Genomic DNA, 19,943 nt, shown 5'->3' on the forward strand with positions numbered 1-19,943 from the left:
TTAGTTACAGTTTGAGAGGGGTTTTTGGATGGCGCAATCTTCATTGCAAAAGAACTCGCCCTTTTTCTATGGGTGGTATATTGTCCTGGCAGCTGCAGTAGGTGTTTTCTTCTCAGGTCCTGGACAAACTTACGCAGTATCTGTTTTTATTGATTACTATATTCAAGACTTTGGGTGGAGTAGGTCACTCGTATCTGGTATATATTCTTCAGCTACTCTTGCAGCAGGTCTGCTTTTATTTCTTGTTGGAAGAATGGTAGATAAACATGGGCAAAGACGAATGATGTTGACGATTGGATCATTACTTGCAGTTGCTTGCTTCTGGAATAGCTTTGTACTTGGTCCAGTTATGCTATTCATTGGCTTTTTCATGCTTCGTCTATTTGGTCAGGGGTCCATGACCTTAATTCCTAATACCCTTGTGCCACAGTGGTTTGTCGTTAAACGTGGTCGTGCTCTTAGTTTTATGGCGATTGGTGGATTCTTAAGTTCAGCTTCATTCCCACCATTAAACACATGGTTAATTGCTTCTTTTGGATGGGAGAATGCTTGGAGAATTCTTGGCTCAGCCCTCGTGCTTATTTTCCTACCTATTGTCTTTTTTCTTGTGAAGAATAAGCCTGAAGACATTGGACTTCTTCCAGATAATGCGGCTTCTAAAAAGAGATTAGCAGAACGTAGGGAAGAAAAGCTGGAGGAAGAGCACGAAGGATTTGAAACGAATTGGACAGTGAAAGAAGCGATGAGAACAAGGGCTTTCTGGTTTATTCTCTTTTGTGTAAGTATTCCTGCCCTTGTGAATACAGGGCTTACCTTTCACTTGTTCTCTATTCTAGGTGAACAGGGAGTTCCAGGAAGCACAGCTGCCCTTATTCTAAGTATAATGGCCATTGTAGGTTTCCCGGTTACAATGGTATCGGGGTTTATTCTAGAAAGAGTGAATGTACACATTGTTCTAGGATTGTCCTTTATCGGTCAGATGATTTTTATCTTATTACTAACACAGGTGAATACGTATATTCTTGCTATTGGATTCGCAGTTCTATGGGGAATCATAGGTGGAATTGAACGCATTTCATTAAATATTATTTGGCCAAATTATTTTGGAAGAGAGCATCTTGGAAGTATCAAAGGAATTGCTACGACAACGATGGTCATTGGATCGGCTTTTGGACCTCTTCCGTTTGGTATTGCTTATGATGTCTTTGGAGGCTATACCGAAATCCTCTTAATTATATTAATCTTCCCTATCCTGGGAACCTTTGCCGCATTTTTATCTCCTCCACCAAAAAAGACAGCATAATAAAACGCTTCTTCTGGTATCCGGAAGGAGCGTTTTCTATTGATATAGGGAATAAACAAGAACATGATAATACCTATTTCTTAAATAGACATGATCTCGAAATGTGCCTTCTTTTTGAAATCCCAATTGTTCAAGACGTATAACAGCTGCACGATTATCCTCAATTGTTTGGGCATATATTTTGTGAAGGCGCATGTGGTCGAATCCATAGGTAATAACTGCTTTTGCTGCTTCTAAACCGTATCCATCTCGCCAGAAACCTCTTGAAAGAATAGCGCCTATTTCTGCTCTAGAAGATGTGCGATTCCAATTCTGAAAACCAACTGTGCCAATTAAATCCATGGATTCTTTTGATCGTATTCCCCACCTAATTGCATTTGTGGTGGAAATAGATGTCACATCTTTATATGCATTAATGTAGTGAAGAGCTTGTGTTTCAGTTTTCATTACTTTCCCACCATCAAAATAAGTAACAAGAGGGTCTGAAAAAATTGAAAAAAGGGAGTCCAAATCATCTGTTTTAAGAGCTGTTAACGTCAGTCGATTTGTGTGAAGTACAGGAAAAGACTGCATTGATTTCTCTCACCATCCATTCTCCATAGCATATGCAGAAGAAAAGACGGTGTAGAGGGCTTATGGCGATGTTATAAGCCCGAATCCAAGTGCTTATGGTTTTGGAAAGCGAACGGTAATAAAATTCTTAATAAATTCATCTTGATTGTTTTCATAATCCTCAATTGAAAGTGTAGAGCGTTTAAGGCTCTTATCAAAAAGGATGATTTTTCTACTGTCTTCTGTTCGGTTATAGGTGAATTGATACAGATAAGAAAAGCCAGGTCTTGTTGCAGGAAGCATTAAATAAGGCATGCGAGTGGCGCCAGGGCGTCTTCTTAATGCAAGTGCTTCAATCATTCCCTGTAGTGGTCGAAAACCTAACCCATGACCAAAAAAAGTCCCATCTCCTAAGTCAACAACGTTCTCGCCTTGCCATTCAGGGGTGAGAGGGTTTACGTCTGGATTCTTCACGTATCTAATATCACCTGGTAGATAATCGGGAGGGATATTATGCACGATTTGTAAATCTTGATCGAACTTCCAACCCCATAAACGAATATTAGCGAACAAACGATTAAATTGTTGAGGAGGAATCATTTTAATGGCTGCCCGATATAAAATGATGATCATCGCTGTAGCACATTCGAATGCGTATAGCCTTCCATTTCGGTAGATATCTAGAACAGCTTCTGAAGCTGGTACGCCCATCTTAAGTTGAAAAGCACCATCTGGAAGTAGCTGCCAGAACATTGGATTGCAGTGTGAACGATAGAAGTCCGCAAATTGCACACCGCTATAATAGAGTTCCCGCGAGCTTTCTGTGATAGCAACTCGAAATCGGACTTCAAAAAATAAAGCTTCAAGTGTTCGAAACGAATAGTTGAAATTACTATTGTACATCACGTTAAGAATTGTCTGCTCCAGTGGGCTTTGTAACCCTGCATTCATAATTTCTTCCTTCTGTTTTCCACTACCTCCTATAATGATCATGTTGAACCTCCTCAATCAACCTAATCTGAGCATCTAGAGGTCGCTTCATCCACTCCTTCCATTCTTCACGAGATTTCCTCCTTAATTTGTATGAGAAATCTGCTAAATTCTCTTTAAGGTCTTCTGAAAGCGATTGAAATGTTAGATCTTCATGTCGTTCAAATGATTGTGTGCTGCGCTGCTCCTTATATTTCGCGAAATAATCCACCACATAAGGCGAGAGTTCAGCAGTCATTTCGTAGTTATTTTCATTAGGAGAAAGGTATGGGAGATTTTCTTCATACCAGCTTCTGAAATATGCATAGCGGTCGGTACTTTCATCGAGTCCAGTTACAAAGTGAAGAAGCTCACTTGCAAACGCTACTTGTTTCTGAGAAGGTGATTGTAATTTTTCACCTATAGGGAGGAGGCTAGAAAAATTTCTAGACGAGAAATACGCACATGTTAAGTAGTGGGTAGAATGATCATCCTCTTTCCTTTTAAATAGTAAGTCGGATACAAGAGGGATATCAGTAGGATCCTGATAAATCGTTGTAAGCAATCCTGCTGATCTGTCAATAACAAGACGATATCTCGCATTCAATTTATCTACTGAACCTGTTTCCACCATCCATCTGAGAACGGAATGAACGAATTGTGGGAGATCACAGATTGAATAAGGAAATGGGGCAGAAGGTGTACGTTCCTTTGCCAAAATATCCTGTTGAATAGCAAGTGCAACCTTATTCCGATCTGAAAGATATTTAATCATTCCGTTCTCACGAATTGTAGAAGAAAGAATATAGAGGGTTGAATAGGTGAGACTTTCATCATTAAGATGGGTAGCAGTCAACTTCTTATCATGCTGAATGAGTTCAAAAACATGCTTCTCAAGTCGTTTAATTCCTTCTGTTTTCCGGATTGTCTCCAAGGAAAGTGATGGATTCATCGTGTATCCTCCTTTCTAAAGTCCGCTATTTAAATCGTATTCCTATAGAAGACAAATCATCACTGGTAATAAAAAAACCATCAAACAGAAACCTTTAGGGACTAGTATCGTCTTTATATTGAAGAGGTTATAAAAGGGGGATAAGAGATGGGGAAAAAAGTAACACATATTGGATTGAAGTTTATAGGAGCTTTTCTAGGTGTTCTTCTTCTTGGTGCCATACCTGGTTTGTTCGATGGAATGAATCTTACCTTCTCAGGGTATGTGAACAGACTTTTCACTACGATTGATAAACTGATTCATTATGAAGAGCTGACTTTTCGTTCAGGTGATGAAATCTATCAATTATTTCCTACTATATTTGAATACCTAACTTATTCATTAGTGATTTTGTTTGGTGCATTAGCTTTATCGTTTCTAGTGGGGTTCTTACTTACATATATTACTCTCCATCTTCCTGCACCACTTCAGAAAGTATTCAGGAGAATAGCGTTCATAGTGGAGTCACTACCGGATGTATGTATTCTTGCGATGGTTCAAATCGCAGTCATCTGGATCTATAAAAAAACCAACATTCTCGTAATGGATGTAGCGGCATTTGATCGGATTTACACAATGCCAATTCTCGTCCTCTCAGTGTTGCCAACTTTTCTATTCTACCGAATTATGCTTCTCGTGTTTGAAGAGGAATTAGCAAGACCTTATGTAACATTAGCTCGGACAAAGGGGATAGAATCATCAGTTATCCTACTTTTTCACGTTTTTCGAAACGCGATCTTATCAATCTACTTTCATTCAAAATCAATAGTCTGGTTTGCTCTTTCTAACTTATTTATTATGGAATTTGTGTTTAATCTTAATGGCTTGATCCGTTTCATTTATGAACATCCAACACCCGAAATTTTCACGGTCAGTGCCTTGTTATTATTTATCCCGATCTTTATCGTTCTGAGTATTTATCAAGGACTAGCGGAACGAGCTTCAAAAGAAGAGGCACTATTATAAAGAATGAGTGGAGGTAGATAAAATGCTGAGAAATGCACTACGAAATCCGATGTTTGTTTCTGGAACACTCTTTGTCCTCATTCTTTTTGGTAGCAGTTTGTATTATTCCTTAGTTTTTCATGATCAGGTTCCACAAACCTCAATGTATTACAATGATGACGGGCAATTGATTGACCGTTCTCCTCTTTCACCTGCACAGGTTCCACCATTTGGAACCGATAAGTACGGCTACCATTTATTTGAGCAAATCATAATTGGCGCTAAATATACGATTGGTATTGCTTTTATAGTTGCTTCAATGAGAATGGCGCTCTCATTTATAGGAGGGGTTCTTGCAGGCACTTATCTGCAAAGAACTTTAAGAAGTACTTCAGGCTTAGTTGATGCAATGCAATATATCCCAATATCCTTATTGAGTTATTTTATTTTAAGAGGTGTTTTAATGGAAAACGGGATGGAAGGGACTTTTCAATATAGTTTTGTAGAGCGTGTTATTTTTGAAGTCGTTATTCTGACCGCCGTTGCGATTCCTACAACGACAACGTTAATATCTAACGAGACAAACGCTGTGTGGGGGAGGGAGTTTATTGAAGGGGCTAGAACGTTGGGAGGCTCAAGAAGTCATATTCTGTACAAACACATTTTCCCACATCTTGGTCCGCGAATGGTTCTCATTTTTCTTCAACAAATGGTGAATGTGCTAATCCTTTTACTTCATCTCGGTTTGTTGAAATTATTTTTTGGCGGGACATTCTTTAATTATGATCCTCTATTAGGAAATGAATATCTTTCAGTGTCATCAGAATGGTCAGGACTAATCGGCCATACATTTAAATTTCTTCCATACGAAACGTGGATTCCGCTTATTCCTATTCTCTTTTTTGTGTTGGTCATTCTAGCGGTGAATTTTGCTTTAGAGGGTTTTAAACAGGCAATGGAAAGGCAGAGTGAGAGTGGCGTGCGGAGAAGAAAACCAATTGTTCAAAATAAAGAAGCAATCGTCAATCAAGATTCTTTTTCTTTTATTAACGATAGAAGCGATTCATATATTCAGCGCAAAATTGCAAGCAGGTAAGAAATAAAAGCACAATCAGGGATTGTGCTTTTATTCGATTGTTGCCCACATTTCCTTCGGGTTTAGTTCGTAAATGTTATTCTCGCGGTACATAAAATGATTAATAATAAATTCTCTACGAATTGTCGCGAAATCAGGATGGAACCTTTTAATGTACTCATTAATTTCTTTCTCAGGGTACTTTTTCCCTGGTTCTAAACCATTGATCAAGTGCTTAAGAATAATGATCTTTTTCTTTCGTTGAGAAGGAAGATGTTTTAAGGTACCATCTGCTGCTATGAAATTATTCACCACTGCTTGCGTTTGCGTTTTCAATGAATCGTCCTCCTTATCATGTTCAGGCTGGTAAAGCATTTTAGATAGGGCTTCAGAATAAGAGCGGAATTTCTTCTCGTCAATGTGGTAGTAGATGGTGTTTTTATCTCTACGTTGGTTAACGATGCCAGTGTCTCTTAATTTAGTCATATGATGAGTGATGGTAGGTGCTTTTAACCCAAGTTTGCCAGCGATTGCTTGTCCGTGGAGAGGACCTGTCGCAAGTAACGTAAGAATTCGTATTCGAGTTGGGTCACCGAGTGTTTTATGAAAATTGACTAATCTGTTTAACTGCAATAGGCTACCTCCTGTTGTCTAATTAGATAATAATCTAATTAGATGATAGTCTAACTTATGTGGTTTGTCAAAACTTTCAAATTTAATCATTTTATCCTTAGACTCATTCCTTCATTCCTTCAACGCCTTTTATTAAAAGGCACTTTTCTAAAGGCTCTTTTCGTATACATTGTTGCTATAAGTGTGGGTTAATTTCCGCTCCAATTAGCTAAGTGTGGTTTTTTATATAAAAATTCTTTCAAAAGCAACAATATTTACGAAAATGGACCATTAGAATGCCGAATCTACACCTATAAAGTTGCGATAGTATTAAAAAATTTATTATAGATGCCCCTTTTTCCTCTTTTCATTCGATATATAAGGTAGGAGGGAGGACGTTAGTTCAAGTAGATTAAACAAGAGATTTAATTGAAGAGAGGAGTGAGGGTTCATGATTATTATTGACGCCGGTCATGGTGGGGCGGATCCAGGAGCAAAAGGACATGGCATAATCGAAAAAGACTGGACACTTGAAGTGTCGATACATCAGTATCACTTTCTGAGAAAATTAGGTATACAGTGTCTGGTGACAAGGGAAAGGGATTTACTGTTACCACCAGAAAAAAGAGTTGCTCTTGTAAAGCAATCAGGGGCAAAGGTATGTATTAGTAATCATTATAACGCAGGTGGGGGGAGCGGGGCTGAAGTTATCCATTCGATCTATTCAAAGAGTAATTTGGCAAATCAGACAGCAGATGCATTAATGAACGCAGGTATGCCGGTACGGCGAGTGTTTTCGCGAAAAGGAGCAGGTGGCGATTATTATTACATGCATCGCTTAACAGGATCAGTAGAGACAATCATTGTAGAATATGGATTTATAGATTCTTCTGTTGATACAAAGAAGTTAAACGTTCGTTCATTTCGTCTCAAACTGGCAGAGGAAGCAGCACTTGCTGCAGTAAAGTATACAAGAGGTGTTAAAAATTCACTCTATGTTGTTCAAGCTGGTGCTTTTCATGCTAAAGATAAAGCAGAGAAACTATGCGGGGAGTTAAAACAAAAAGGGTATGAGGCATTTGTGAAAAAAGAAGGCTAACCATAATGGTTAGTCTTTTTTACTTTATTTTAAAGGCACTAAAAAGAGCCGTGCACGGCACGACTCTTTTCATGAATTATTTAAGTAGATCAGGGTTTTCACTTTTAGCTCGTTTCACTTTCGGCTTACGAATGCCCCCTGCGATATCTGCTTTCTTAAATTCTTTCGCATATGCTACCTCTTGAGCGTCACTTAATGAAAAACCGCTCTCGTGTATTGGTTGATATTGAGAATTCTTAGCCATTTGTAACTCCTCCTTATAATGTCTCTTATAATTTGGGTACCCGTGTGAAAATCTCATTAAACATACAGTTGTAATTTTGTTAAACGATTCATATTTGTGGTACCTTATAATTAATCAATTAATTTGCGGAGGCACTATGAAGAAAAAAAGAATACTAAACATTATTATAGCAAGTATCGTAACTCTTATTAGCCTATTTGTAATTGGAAGGTATACGTATGTACATGAAGAGCATATTGAGCGTGGTGAAGTGATTAAAAAGGAAAAGACCGATCACCATTACTACGTATTTGTTCAACCGGAAGGTGAAGGGGAAGCTAAAGAATTGTTAATGGAAGAGAAAATGAGCTGGCACCTTGTTCAAGAAGGTGAGATATACAACGTGCACTATTCATGGTACGGAGCAAAGGAACCGACAATTGAAGAGATGGAACGAATAGAACGCGAATAAGTACATTCGCGTTCTATTTAATAATGCCTGTTTCATCAATTTCCACTTTAACTTTTGCCTCTAGCTTGATTTCTTTATATTCATCCTCCCACCTCTCAGAATTCCATACCTTATGATGATAGGCATTCATATCACGACCAATTCCAAGAAAGTCACAGTTCGCTTCCTGCAATTTTTGTAAAATATCATTAGCTCTTACTGTTAGTCTTTGTGATAATTCGTCAGCAATATCTTTTACTTGGCTCCTTTCCATCAGATGATTTTGAGGATATTCTGCAATGTTTCCTATAATTTCAAGATTGATGACAGCTTTGTCTAATTTACCATTTTGGAAAGAATAGGCCATGTCTGGTGAGGATTTGCGTACGCTAATTGTTACTGTATTCGTAAGAAACCCATTATCTGGATCATTATCAAGAGCTTCTATAATATTAGTTTGACTACTTTTATTATCGTTCATTAATAGGAGTAGTTTCGATTCCATAGGTGAGAGTGTAGCACCTGTAAAAGTGGTGTGATGAAATAACGCTAACCCATCAAACTCAGGGCTTTGTACTTCTTGGTTATAAGAAATATAGGGTAGAGCGTAATCTTGACCCTCGTCTAAAGAGTAACGAAAAGCTTTCTCAACAGTCATTTTTGTGGCTTCTGTTTTGTCTTCTGCTCCTTTAATTAAATCTGTCGTAAACTCTGTTATGAGGGTATCGCCAATATGATCAAGTTTATACATATCTAAAGCTCTACCTTCTACGACTGCTATTCTTGCATCCAGAGGACTTTTGGGATCTCGAAATAAAATATCTAACATATGATCAATGTTGTGCTTGGCAACTTCCTCTCCTAGGAGGAGAAGTTGATTCTTTGATGCACTTAGTTGCTTTGAAATGATTCGATCCATTTGTAACCTTGTATCACGTGAAGAACTCCCGACAACAGATACAACGCGATTCGAGTATACGCCCCCTTGACTAACTGGTATCCCAAGGTTACGAACGACGAAGGTTGTTCGTATCAAGTTATTCTCCTCATAATCAAAACCAGCCCCATACACTAACTTTGATTCTTTTAACAATTCTTGATCCCAGCAAGATGTTAGTACGAGAGTGGAACAAACGATAAGAATAGTATGAAATAGTTTCTTTATCATAACGCTCCCTCTTTCTTTTTAAATATAATACTAATTAGCCAGAGGACGATAGGGATGCCTAATGCGAAAAAGTAACTCGCTTTTGCATGATAACCAGCTATGACTTCTATGGTATAGCGATCATGAGTAAACAAAGACAAAACAAGTGCAATTACAGCGACTAGTATGATAGGGCCAGTTGTTTTTTTTCTTTTGGTAAGATGTTGAAGTCCTTTGCCAGCGATATAGAGATAGGAAGCATAAGACGTCATAACAGAAACAATCCAGATCGAAAGAAAAAGTAAATCCACTCTGTCCACAATGATAAAAGAAACACCTTTCAGCATATACACAATCGGTTCTGGAATCATTTCGAGTTGTTTTGGACTGAAAAAAACATAGGTAGTAAAGGTGAGGAAAGCATATAAGCTAGTTACAGCAATGTTCGCTAGCGTTGCGCTTTTCAATGCTGCCTTTCCCTTGTCCTGTACATATGGGTATACAAAGAGAAGGATCTCGAATCCCAGCATTGACACAATCCCCTTCTGAGTTGCTTTTAGAATTGTTCCTACTCCATTCTGACCAATAGGTAAAATATAGCGCAGATCAGCATCCTTTAATGTATAAGCTGCCATGATAACGAGTGGAACAATGAGGATTGATACAAATTGATAAAACCTTCCCATTACTTTTAATTTGCCGACTGCAAGATAGGTCCCTGTAATAGTAAGAAGTAACAAAATCGCTAGCATTGGGGTGCGAAAAAGAATCCAAGTTTTGATCGTTGTTTCAAACAGTTCCAAAACAATGACAGCTGTTGCGATTGCAAATGCAATGTATAGTAAGGATAGAATGAATGCGATATACTTCCCAACGATTTTTGGAGCATATTCGTACAAAGTGGATGAAGGGAATCGGTTGCTTAGTAGGTACAGAATGAAAATGATACCCTGAATAATGACACCTGTAATTAAAAGTGTAATCCATCCATCCGTTTTCGCCCCAGCATAAAGAGAAGTTGGTAATGAGAGAACACCAACTCCTACTTGCGTTTGAAAAATGATAAAAAACAATTGCGTCGAATTGATTGTATTATTCGTCTTCATTGCGCTTCCACCTTCTTGAAAACCATTCCTGTCTCTCTTCCTGGGCTTTGACATCAATTGGGCGTTTTCCAAGCAACCATCGTGGGAGTCTTATAATGGAATCTTTGAGCTCATTAAATCGAAAAGGTGCGAGTGGAGAGAAATAGGGTGTGCCAAATGTTTCTAATCCGCAAAGATGAATTAAGATCAACGATAACCCGAATACTAGCCCGATAAATCCAAAAGATGCAGATAACAACATCAAAGGAAAACCAAGAAGTCGAATAGACATACTCATTTCGTATGATGGGACAGCAAAGGATGAAATAGCAGTTAGGGCTACGATTATAATCATCATATTTGATACGAGATTTGCTTCAACAATAGCTGTTCCGATAACCAAACCACCTACAATACCAATTGTTTGGGCAATCGGACCCGGAAGCCTGATGGCTGCTTCTCTTAGTAGTTCGAGAGTAACCTGCATAATTAGAGCTTCTATTAACGGAGGGAATGGAACATTTTCCAGCGAACTTTTAATATTTAAAATAAGCTCAGCAGGAAGAATTTCTGAATGAAACGAAACCGTAGCAATGTATATTGAAGGTAATGCAAGAGCAAAGATAAAGCTCGTGATTCTGATTATTCGTAAGACAGAGCCAATATACCAGCGGCTATTGTAATCCTCAGGTGACTGATAGAATGAGAAAAATGTTACAGGCATGATGAGGGTAGATGGACTGCCTTCCATTAACAGGCCAACTCTTCCTTCAATGATATGAGCGGTTAACCTGTCAGGGCGTTCAGTACTAAGCATCTGTGGAAAAGGTGAAAAAGGGTCGTCTTCAATAAACTCCTCTACATAGCCGGGAGTTTGAATGGAATCTGTTTCAATGGCGTTAATCCTCTTTTCAACCTCTCTTATTAAATCAGGATTCGCAAGATTTTGTATGTAAACAATGGCAACTTTTGTATCTGTTGTTCTTCCTACTTTGAAAAATTTTACAACTAAATTTGGGTTCTCAACTCTACGACGTAGCATTTGGATATTCTGCATGATGTTCTCCACAAATCCCTCATGAGAACCTCTTACGACTTGCTCATTAACAGGCTCTTTCACAGTTCTGGAATCTGCTGAAAATGCTTCTAATAAATAGAATTTCTGAACGCCTTCAGTTAGAAAAACGACAAATCCTTTGGTGAGTCCGGAAACTGCTTTAAGAAGATCTTTCGATATGCGAATTTCTTTTGAAGTAACAATATGATCAACGTTTAGTTTATTTCGTTCCATTAGGGGCTTCATAATGGTTCTTTGCAGTTTATCTTCATCCACTAAGGGGTCTAAATAACAGAGTAAGCAGGGCACATTCTGTATAACAATTTCTCTGAATTTAAGGTCTTGTGTATGATAAAAGGCTTCTTTTAGATACTGTTGATTTTCTTTAATAGTCCAAAACGCATCATGGGATTCAGCAGAAGTGGGGATTTGATATGGCTTATTCCGAGCTGATTTTCGTGTACCACGTCTCACTACGCATCCTCCTTAAATAATCATGATTGCCATATAGTTTGCTATATAAATTGAGGTTTTATGTATAGTGTAATATTTTGTTGAAATGTAGGTCTAAAGTCTAGTGCGCAAAATGTAGAATGCTATATATTAGTAGTCTTTTGTATCGTTTTTATGAGAATAAAGTTTTATAATGTATAACCTGTGTACATGGTCTGTTTATCTAATATATAATAAGATAAACAGACTTACGGAAGGTGGTTCTTACAATGACGATTAAAAATATCCAAAAGGAAAAGCTCGCAGTTGATCGGTGTATGAAGCATTTGGAGGTCGTCAATGTTGAACCAAAAATAAGACAGCTTGTGTCTATGTACATGACGTCTATCTATCGAGAGGCGTATGAAGAAGGATTTTCAGATGCTGAACAAGTGAAAGTTCATTCAAGTTCAAAATAGTTTTTTTCTTAAGAATGATTGATTATTTCCTATAATTGTCTATAATGATTACTAACATAATGATATCGTCAATGCGAAAGAGAGTAATGTTTGTAGCAGAATAAAGCGATTCGGGGAAGGTGAGAGCCCGAAATCTGAGCAAGCATGAACCGGACTTTCAAGATACTGTTCTGAATGAAGTAGGATCAGTCGGACTCCCCGTTACCCGAGTGAAGCAGGCTCTGCCATCTGGTCGAGCAATCAGAGTGGTACCGCGGGTTAACCTCCGTCTCTATTATAGAGACGGAGGTTTTTTGTATCATCAAGTTGGACCGCGTGAATCCCATTATAGGAGGTCAAGATGTGAAGTATAAAGAATTATTTGCACAAGAATTGTATGTCGCTTGTGATGAACAATTAACCAAGGAAGAAATAATACGACGAATAGAAAAACCGAAGCATGAGGAGCTTGGTGATTATGCGTTTCCGTGTTTTGATCTCGCTAGAGTGCAACGAACAGCACCTAACAAAATAGCAACGAACATGGCCACTCGAATTTATACTCCAATCTTCGAAAAGGTAGAGGCTGTGGGACCCTATATCAATGTATTTCTTGAAAAAGGATTAGTAGCTTCTGAAGTTGTGAAAAAGATTTTAGAGGAAGGGAATTATTACGGATCCTCCAATATAGGAGACGGCGGATCCGTAACAATAGATTTATCATCACCGAATATAGCAAAGCCATTCTCGATGGGGCATCTGCGTTCGACTGTTATCGGAAATGCACTAGCACTTATCCTTGAAAAAAGTGGATATCGTCCAGTTCGAATTAATCATTTAGGTGATTGGGGAACGCAGTTTGGTAAACTAATTACAGCGTATCGTAAGTGGGGAAATGAAACTCAAGTGCGTCAAAATACAATAAAAGAGTTGCTTGCTCTATATATTAAATTTCATGAAGAAGCGGAGTTGACTCCAGCTCTTCTGGATGAAGGTCGAAAGGCGTTTAAATCCCTAGAAGAAGGGGATCCGGAGGCCGTGGCTTTGTGGAAGTGGTTTCGAGAGGAATCTCTTAAGGAGTTTAATCGTATTTACGAATTAATGGGAATTACTTTTGATTCAACGAATGGAGAGGCGTTTTACAACAACAAAATGCAGCGTGTGGTGGAGCTTCTTGAAAAGAAAAACCTTCTCACTGAATCCAAAGGTGCTATGGTTGTGGAGGTTAATGATGATACCCTTCCACCGTGTTTAATTAAAAAGAAGGATGGAGCGACTCTTTATGCAACGCGTGATTTAGCAGCCGCTCTATACCGTTATGAGACATATGGCTTCAGTCAGGCCCTTTATGTAGTCGGGAATGAACAAAGCCTTCACTTTAAACAGGTGTTTGAAGTGTTAAAAAAGATGGGTTATGAATGGGCGGAACAAATGTATCACATTACGTTTGGGATGATGTTAAAAGATGGTAAGAAGATGTCGACGAGAAAGGGAAAAGTCGTTCTACTTGAAGAGGTTTTAAATAACGCCATTGATCTTGCGAAAGAGAACATTAATTCAAAAAACCCATCATTGAAAAATAAACAGATCATTGCTGAGCATATTGGCGTAGGAGCTGTTTTATTTCATGACTTAAAAAATGATCGTCGTAACGACATTGATTTTTCTCTTGAAGACATGCTAAGAGTAGAAGGAGAGACTGGGCCATATGTACAGTATACTAATGCACGCGCATGCTCTATCCTTCGTAAAGGTCACTTTCAAAAAGGGGAGCCATTTGAACAAATAAAGGATAAAGAAGCGTGGCCGATTATTACTCGTCTTAACGAATTTCCGCGAACGGTTGAGCGAGCCGCAAAAGAATACGACCCATCACAAGTTGCCAAGTATGTTCTGGAGCTAGCTCGTTCGTTTAACAAATATTATGGTCAAATTCGCATTTTGGACGATGATACACATTTGAAAGCAAGACTTCAACTCGTTTCGGCTGTCTCAATTGTTTTGACTGAAGGACTGAGATTGCTCGGGTTGCACGCACCTGAAGAAATGTAGATAAATGCCCTGATCATGTATGATCAGGGCACTATTTGTTTAATAGTTAAGGTCAGTATCTTCAATTGTTCCGTTATTAACTTGATCTTCATAATCATCTAGCTCGTCTTCATAATGTTCATGAGCCTTGTTTGGAATGACTCCAGTAGGCTTGCCATCAAGATCAGCTGAGAGGAAGGTTTCAATTTCTTCAACATATCCATAAGGTTCATGCGATTCAATGTACATACTGTCATAACTCATTTGTTGTTCATTAAAATCAGAAGGTGTTTCTGAGGTTCCATACCTTGCAGCTCGTTGCCAGGAATCTTCCGCATCAAAAAAGTTCGCATCTTTTGTATCATTAACATATTTACCAAATGGAGGGTTCAATGAGTCCTCTTCGGCAGGTCTATTAACTGAAGTCTCCTGAGAAGGACTATGCTCAACACACGTTGATGCAGTTGGAATAGCAACAAGTCTTTCGACAGAGATGTCACCTCCACATACTGAGCACATACCATATTTACCACTTCCAATACGTTGTAAAGCATTAGTTAATTCTGAGAGTTCTCGTTTCATATGTTCACTTAAAGAGATGTCTTTTTCACGTTCGTATAGCTCTGTAGCTGTATCACCAGGATGGTTGTCATAATTTGAAAGCTCGCCTGTTGAATGTTGAACAAACGATTGAGAAACGCCAAAATCGTCATTATTGTGTATTTCTTGGTTAATTTCCTTTATTCGGTTCTGGATAATTTTCTTAAAGGACCTAAGTTGATCAGTAGTTAGCACTGGTCTATCTCCTTTCTTTTCATCTTATCTGTAGTATGAGACAAAAAGAAAATCACTACTTCTGAAAATAATTCCATGTGAGTCGCATTGTATTCCAGAAATATGGAAAAAGTAAAACTAAGGGATAAGTAGAGAAGAAGCGGTGGTGAAGTGGTGAGGAAGGTTTATCCGTTAGAAGTTCTTCTATGGAGTATTGCATTTCCAGGGTTCGGACAAATCATTAATAAAATGTACATTAGAGGTGCATTTTTTATACTGTTAGAGTTCGTCATAAATGTAAAATCAAGTTTAAATATGAATATCTTATATAGCTTTCAGGGAAAGTCGAATGAGGCGGTTCTTGTCACTAATTATGAATGGGCGATGTTCTATCCATGTGTTTATATGTTTGCCATATACGAAAGCTACTTTAGGGCAATCGAAAAGAATGGTGAAAAGCCGCCAGTTTATTTATCTTTACCTTTTGTGGCGGGAGCGTATTTTTCAACTGTTGGTGTTATTTTTTCAAATAAACTTCCGTATGATTATTTAATTCCTCCTACGTTTGTTCCAATTATGGGTATTGCGATTGGCGTAGCTGTTGGATTCTTTGTACGCTTAATATTAATTCGTTTTTCTCGACCGATAGAAAAAAGCCGTGAATAGTGATTCACGGCTTTCCCTAATTATATGGTTTGAAAGGCTCCAGTTTATCGAGGCTAAACGAACGCCTCCGCTTTTCGTGATCCTCGAACACAAAAAGCGTGTTCAATTTGGTAAGCTCCAGTAACTGCCGGTTCTAACTGATCACTTCCGCTTTTCAGATCCAGCTGCAGTGGCCAGGTCCTCGAGTCGCTTCACCTTTCAACTCGAACACAAAGAACGTGTTCAAGTTAAAAGGTTCCAGCGCTTTTCGGACCTTAACGGCCACTTCCGCTTTTCATTAGATTTAGCTGCAGTGGCCAGACCCTCGGTCACTTCACTCACCAACTCGAACACAAAAAGCGTGTTCAATTTGGTAAGCTCCAGTGACTGCCGGTTCTAACCGACCACTTCCGCTTTTCATTAGATCTCATTAAGTCTGAATTCTGAGGATTGTAGTTCTTCGTCGTCTTTTAGGCGTTCAGTTCTTGACCATTGGAAGAAGATATAGCCGAGTGTTGTACCGTATGAGAGTTCTTGAATGATTTTCATAATAATGCCGCCGAGCTGCTGGTCTTCCATTATGCCGAGCGGTTTAAATTGGGCAAAGAGTTCTGGGGAGACAATAGTGCCATTTGGTACACAATATCCCATTGCATTTGCCCATACTGTTGGGTCTGTGTAAGTCGCGTAAAGAGGTGTATCAGCAAATATAATTAATGCACAAGCTGGTGTTAGAAGTACACCATTTGCAAAGATATACCCGAGTTTCTTTACGCCCGATAAGGTGTCATATTCGGGTACAGGACAAACAAGTGGCCACCACATTGCAAATGCTGAGATAACAAGTGCGGCTTTGTAGAAATCTTGTGCTGTATAATGCACCATTAAATAATCAAAGATTTCGGGAATATGATAGAAAGAGAATAATCCATTAAACAATAGTAATGAAATAATCGGGAAAGTGAAAAACTTAACTAATTTATGAACAAATTTAATGTTCAAAATCGGGCGAATTAGCCACGCTGGCGTTCCGACAATCATTAGTGGTGGAGCAATTAAATATACAATGGCCATTTCAGACATGTGAATACTAAGTAACAAATGCCCCATTAACGATAGTGGTCCACCAAAACCAATATAAAAGATGAATACACCTATTAAGAAAAAGATTTTCTTATAAACAGGAAAAGGTGCAGAATCTTTAAATTTACTTTTTAAAGGTCCTGTAAGTAGTAAATATAAACCGGCAATGAGGAGAGCTATTGTTAAGATTACCGGACTCCAGAGAGCAGAAAAAGAAAATGTGCTCGATAATTGTTCCCACATAAGGAACACCTCCATATATCTTCATAATACCTGACAGTAAATGAGTAACGTTTTCATCATACCATATGAGGCTCTGTCATCCTATTACTTAAAGAGAAGAGATGACTATCTCTATTGTATGAAGGTTTGTCTTCTAACTCAAGGAAGCTAGGTAAGAAAGTGTGAAGGAATAGTGACAGGTAACCGGTTATGGAGTTGACAAAAAGAGCTGGTTTTTCATACAATGACAGCAGACTTATATGAATAAGTGTTCATATAATAATGTGGAGGGGAAGAATATTGGATAACGAGAGACATGATATAACAAAAGAAGACATGGATCTTGATGAAGAAACACTTTTTATCGTTTCTCAGACGTTTAAAGCGCTTGGTGACCCGACACGAATTAGAATTCTAAATTTACTTGCTGAAAAAGAGTGTGCTGTTAGTGAAATTTCTGACAAATTGCATCTATCTCAGTCCACGGTATCTCATCAGCTTAGATTTCTTAAAAATTTACGATTGGTTAAATTTAGAAGATCAGGGACAAGTATTTTTTATTCTCCGGATGATCAACACGTAATGGCATTACTTCATCAGGCAATTCATCACGCTTGTCATGACTAGGATGAGGATTTGTATGGTAGAATCGTACGGAAACGTTCAATAAAATCTTAATCATGAGTGTGAAAGGTCGTTATAATTGGGGGAAGACGGAAAGGGGATTTGCTTCGTGTTAACTAAAATTAAGCAACATAAAACGGAATCCGCGGTTATTTTCCTAGCATTTATTCTGCCTTTTATAACGATGGTCGTTATTGGCGCATTCTCTATTTATTTATCGTATAGTGGTTAATTGATTTAATAAGGAAAGGTGGACAGGCAATGGATATAGGTTCAATCCTTGTTTATATGTCAACTTTGCTCTTTTTTGTTGTATTTGGCTTATTTGGTTTCTTTTTGTACATGATGAAAAGAAAAGAAAGGCTGAATGAACAGAATGAGCAGGGGGAGCTAAAAAGAGATGAGAAATAAAAATATACGTCTGCTTATCTTCTTACTTGTGCTAAGTGCGGTATGGGGAGTTATTTACTGGGTATGGGCGTTTAGTAATGGATGAGATGCCTTTTCGCTACATCGAAAAGGCTTTTTCTATTAGGCTGTTTTCGTAAACATTGTTGCTTTTATTATAAGAGTAGTGGTTGATTTCCGCTTCAAGATACTCCGTTGCCGCTAATCCCGCAGGAGTCGAGCACCTTCCGCTACAATCAGCAAAGTGTGGCTTTTGTACAAGCCCCTTTACTAAAGCAACAATCTTTTAGAAAAGAGCGTTCTAATAAGAAGGAAGGCTAACTGATAAAGGAGATAATTCAATGGGTCATCATCATGATCATAACCATTCCGTCAAAAATATTCGCGCCGCTTTCTTTCTGAATTTCGGCTTCACAATGATTGAAATTATTGGGGGATTATTGACGAATAGTATGGCCATTCTTTCTGATGCTCTTCATGATCTTGGGGATTCGCTCTCACTAGGTATTTCGTGGTATTTGCAGAAGAAAGCAGATGGCAAAGGCGAAGATAAGAACTTTACCTTTGGTTATAAACGATTTTCATTATTAGGGGCATTGATTAATAGTATTATTCTAATAGGCGGTTCGCTATTTATTCTTACACAAGCGGTTCCACGTCTACTTGATCCTGAACCAATTGAAGCAGGTGGAATGTTAATTCTCGCTATTCTTGGTATAGCAGTGAATGGTATGGCTGTACTTCGACTTCAACGTGGGAAATCCATGAACGAAAAAGTTGTCACATGGCATCTTCTTGAAGATGTTCTTGGGTGGGTTGCGGTACTAGTTGTAAGTATTATTCTACTTTTTAAAGATTTACCGATACTTGATCCGATTTTATCCATTATGATTACTGTGTACGTACTGTATAACGTTATTCGTAACCTTAAGAAGACACTTATGATCTTTCTAGAGGCTGTACCAGAAGACATTGATTTCACAGAAGTGAAAAAGAAAATTGCGTCTCTATCAGGTATCGTATCAACTCACCATACGCACCTGTGGTCACTTGATGGGGAACAAAATGCGTTAAGTACACATATTGTTGTGGAAGATTCATTATCTCGAGCAGAGATTATAAAAATAAAACAACAAATCCAGGAATTTGTTGAGGAGTTGAACTTACAACACTTAACTATACAAGTTGATTATGTGGACGAAGTTTGTTGTATGGATGATCAGGCTAATAAGAAGCCTCGTTGAGGAGGAGTTATGGATTATATTAAAGAGGTTCGATCATTAGTTGGTAGTCGACCCCTGATTTTACCTGGTGTTGCTATTCTACTTTTTGATGAAAATAATGATAAGGTATTACTTCAAAAGCGCACGGATAATAAGCTTTGGGGGCTAACTGGTGGGTTTATGGAACCAGGAGAATCATTTGAAGAAACGGCTCATAGAGAAACGTTTGAAGAGCTCGGTGTTTCAATTAAGAATCTTTCATTCAAATCGATTCTTTCAGGTGAAAAACTCTATTATCAATATCCAAATGGTGATGAAGTATATAGTGTCATTGCAGTATACTCAGCTAATTGTGGGCCTGAGGACTTTAAGCTGGATTATGAGGAAGTTTCTAAAGTAAAGTATTTCGATCCCGAAAAGCTTCCCAAGGACATTAACCCTAATCACAGGACAGTACTAGAGGAATTAGGTTATCTACAAGAACGTTAAAGCTAACTTATTGATAGAATCCAAACGATTTCCCTGCAAACTGGT

23 protein-coding genes and 1 other annotated feature are annotated in these 19,943 nt (G+C 38.3%); of the genes, 13 read left to right on the top strand and 10 right to left on the bottom strand.

What is annotated here, in order from left to right:
• Positions 1-28 precede the first annotated feature (28 nt).
• A complete protein-coding gene (locus FBF83_RS16400) occupies positions 29-1,303 on the top strand; it encodes an MFS transporter (RefSeq protein WP_136948226.1) in 1,275 nt (424 codons plus the stop codon).
• A 36-nt stretch (positions 1,304-1,339) separates the two neighbouring features.
• Here the strand turns inward: FBF83_RS16400 and FBF83_RS16405 are convergent, their stop codons facing one another.
• From FBF83_RS16405 to FBF83_RS16415, 3 genes are all read right to left on the bottom strand, one after another.
• Complete coding sequence (locus tag FBF83_RS16405) at positions 1,340-1,876, bottom strand: GNAT family N-acetyltransferase (protein WP_136948227.1); 537 nt, start codon at positions 1,874-1,876, stop codon at positions 1,340-1,342.
• A 93-nt stretch (positions 1,877-1,969) separates the two neighbouring features.
• Complete coding sequence (locus FBF83_RS16410; protein ID WP_136948228.1) at positions 1,970-2,848, bottom strand: protein-glutamine gamma-glutamyltransferase; 879 nt, start codon at positions 2,846-2,848, stop codon at positions 1,970-1,972.
• Positions 2,829-3,776, bottom strand: a complete 948-nt coding sequence (locus FBF83_RS16415; protein ID WP_136948229.1) for a hypothetical protein — start codon at positions 3,774-3,776, stop codon at positions 2,829-2,831. The genes FBF83_RS16410 and FBF83_RS16415 overlap by 20 nt, the downstream gene beginning before the upstream one ends.
• Positions 3,777-3,923: 147 nt before the next feature.
• Here FBF83_RS16415 and FBF83_RS16420 point away from each other — a divergent pair, with 147 nt between their 5' ends.
• Positions 3,924-4,781 carry an ABC transporter permease subunit gene (locus FBF83_RS16420; RefSeq protein WP_136948230.1) on the top strand — a complete coding sequence of 286 codons (858 nt, stop codon included), beginning with the start codon at positions 3,924-3,926 and terminating at the stop codon, positions 4,779-4,781.
• 22 nt (positions 4,782-4,803) lie between these two features.
• Positions 4,804-5,856 (top strand): ABC transporter permease subunit, encoded by a 1,053-nt coding sequence (locus FBF83_RS16425; RefSeq protein WP_136948231.1) that lies wholly within the window; start codon positions 4,804-4,806, stop codon positions 5,854-5,856.
• Between the two features lie 30 nt (positions 5,857-5,886).
• Here FBF83_RS16425 and FBF83_RS16430 read toward each other — a convergent pair whose 3' ends face one another.
• Positions 5,887-6,468, bottom strand: coding sequence for a metalloregulator ArsR/SmtB family transcription factor (locus tag FBF83_RS16430; protein ID WP_136948232.1), 582 nt, complete (start codon positions 6,466-6,468; stop codon positions 5,887-5,889).
• Positions 6,469-6,898: 430 nt separating this feature from the next.
• Here FBF83_RS16430 and FBF83_RS16435 point away from each other — a divergent pair, with 430 nt between their 5' ends.
• Positions 6,899-7,546: an N-acetylmuramoyl-L-alanine amidase gene (locus tag FBF83_RS16435; RefSeq protein ID WP_136948233.1), complete on the top strand. Its 648-nt coding sequence runs from the start codon at positions 6,899-6,901 to the stop codon at positions 7,544-7,546.
• A 76-nt stretch (positions 7,547-7,622) separates the two neighbouring features.
• On the opposite strand, the gene FBF83_RS16440 is transcribed toward FBF83_RS16435, so the two are convergent.
• Positions 7,623-7,790, bottom strand: a complete 168-nt coding sequence (locus tag FBF83_RS16440; protein WP_084006653.1) for a YfhE family protein — start codon at positions 7,788-7,790, stop codon at positions 7,623-7,625.
• A 136-nt stretch (positions 7,791-7,926) separates the two neighbouring features.
• On the opposite strand from FBF83_RS16440, the gene FBF83_RS16445 reads away from it, so the two are divergent.
• The gene (locus FBF83_RS16445; RefSeq protein WP_136948234.1) at positions 7,927-8,241 is read left to right on the top strand and encodes a hypothetical protein; all 315 of its coding nucleotides are present in this window, start codon (positions 7,927-7,929) and stop codon (positions 8,239-8,241) included.
• Positions 8,242-8,254: 13 nt separating this feature from the next.
• On the opposite strand, the gene FBF83_RS16450 is transcribed toward FBF83_RS16445, so the two are convergent.
• Genes FBF83_RS16450 through FBF83_RS16460 form a run of 3 tightly spaced genes read right to left on the bottom strand, consistent with a single transcriptional unit; the run spans position 8,255 to position 11,983 of the window.
• Entirely contained in the window at positions 8,255-9,388 is a 1,134-nt protein-coding gene (locus tag FBF83_RS16450; protein ID WP_136948235.1) for a Ger(x)C family spore germination protein, read from the bottom strand.
• Positions 9,385-10,473, bottom strand: a complete 1,089-nt coding sequence (locus tag FBF83_RS16455; RefSeq protein WP_169525568.1) for a GerAB/ArcD/ProY family transporter — start codon at positions 10,471-10,473, stop codon at positions 9,385-9,387. Before FBF83_RS16455 ends, FBF83_RS16450 begins: the two co-directional genes overlap by 4 nt.
• Positions 10,460-11,983, bottom strand: coding sequence for a spore germination protein (locus tag FBF83_RS16460; protein ID WP_240688137.1), 1,524 nt, complete (start codon positions 11,981-11,983; stop codon positions 10,460-10,462). The genes FBF83_RS16455 and FBF83_RS16460 overlap by 14 nt, the downstream gene beginning before the upstream one ends.
• Before the next feature lie 248 nt (positions 11,984-12,231).
• On the opposite strand from FBF83_RS16460, the gene FBF83_RS16465 reads away from it, so the two are divergent.
• The gene (locus FBF83_RS16465; protein WP_136948237.1) at positions 12,232-12,420 is read left to right on the top strand and encodes a hypothetical protein; all 189 of its coding nucleotides are present in this window, start codon (positions 12,232-12,234) and stop codon (positions 12,418-12,420) included.
• 62 nt (positions 12,421-12,482) lie between these two features.
• Positions 12,483-12,696 (top strand) — a binding site (T-box leader).
• A 66-nt stretch (positions 12,697-12,762) separates the two neighbouring features.
• Complete coding sequence (gene argS, locus FBF83_RS16470; protein WP_136948238.1) at positions 12,763-14,451, top strand: arginine--tRNA ligase; 1,689 nt, start codon at positions 12,763-12,765, stop codon at positions 14,449-14,451.
• A gap of 39 nt (positions 14,452-14,490) precedes the next feature.
• On the opposite strand, the gene FBF83_RS16475 is transcribed toward argS, so the two are convergent.
• Entirely contained in the window at positions 14,491-15,225 is a 735-nt protein-coding gene (locus FBF83_RS16475; protein WP_136948239.1) for a TraR/DksA C4-type zinc finger protein, read from the bottom strand.
• Positions 15,226-15,378: 153 nt separating this feature from the next.
• Between FBF83_RS16475 and FBF83_RS16480 the strand changes: the two genes are divergently transcribed.
• Positions 15,379-15,870 carry a hypothetical protein gene (locus tag FBF83_RS16480; RefSeq protein WP_136948240.1) on the top strand — a complete coding sequence of 164 codons (492 nt, stop codon included), beginning with the start codon at positions 15,379-15,381 and terminating at the stop codon, positions 15,868-15,870.
• A 399-nt stretch (positions 15,871-16,269) separates the two neighbouring features.
• On the opposite strand, the gene ctaG is transcribed toward FBF83_RS16480, so the two are convergent.
• Complete coding sequence (gene ctaG, locus FBF83_RS16485; RefSeq protein ID WP_136948241.1) at positions 16,270-17,175, bottom strand: cytochrome c oxidase assembly factor CtaG; 906 nt, start codon at positions 17,173-17,175, stop codon at positions 16,270-16,272.
• Between the two features lie 315 nt (positions 17,176-17,490).
• Here ctaG and FBF83_RS16490 point away from each other — a divergent pair, with 315 nt between their 5' ends.
• From FBF83_RS16490 to FBF83_RS16500, 5 genes are all read left to right on the top strand, one after another.
• Positions 17,491-17,781, top strand: a complete 291-nt coding sequence (locus tag FBF83_RS16490) for an ArsR/SmtB family transcription factor (protein ID WP_169525582.1) — start codon at positions 17,491-17,493, stop codon at positions 17,779-17,781.
• Between the two features lie 106 nt (positions 17,782-17,887).
• Positions 17,888-18,010: a hypothetical protein gene (locus tag FBF83_RS21325; RefSeq protein WP_255436204.1), complete on the top strand. Its 123-nt coding sequence runs from the start codon at positions 17,888-17,890 to the stop codon at positions 18,008-18,010.
• A gap of 29 nt (positions 18,011-18,039) precedes the next feature.
• Positions 18,040-18,189, top strand: a complete 150-nt coding sequence (locus tag FBF83_RS21000) for a hypothetical protein (protein ID WP_169525570.1) — start codon at positions 18,040-18,042, stop codon at positions 18,187-18,189.
• Between the two features lie 338 nt (positions 18,190-18,527).
• Positions 18,528-19,430 carry a cation diffusion facilitator family transporter gene (locus FBF83_RS16495; RefSeq protein WP_136948243.1) on the top strand — a complete coding sequence of 301 codons (903 nt, stop codon included), beginning with the start codon at positions 18,528-18,530 and terminating at the stop codon, positions 19,428-19,430.
• A gap of 9 nt (positions 19,431-19,439) precedes the next feature.
• Entirely contained in the window at positions 19,440-19,898 is a 459-nt protein-coding gene (locus FBF83_RS16500; protein ID WP_136948244.1) for an NUDIX hydrolase, read from the top strand.
• Positions 19,899-19,943 lie beyond the last annotated feature (45 nt).

The sequence above is a fragment of the Guptibacillus hwajinpoensis genome (genome assembly GCF_005144865.1).
Classification (GTDB): Bacteria; Bacillota; Bacilli; order Bacillales; family Guptibacillaceae; genus Guptibacillus; species Guptibacillus hwajinpoensis_A.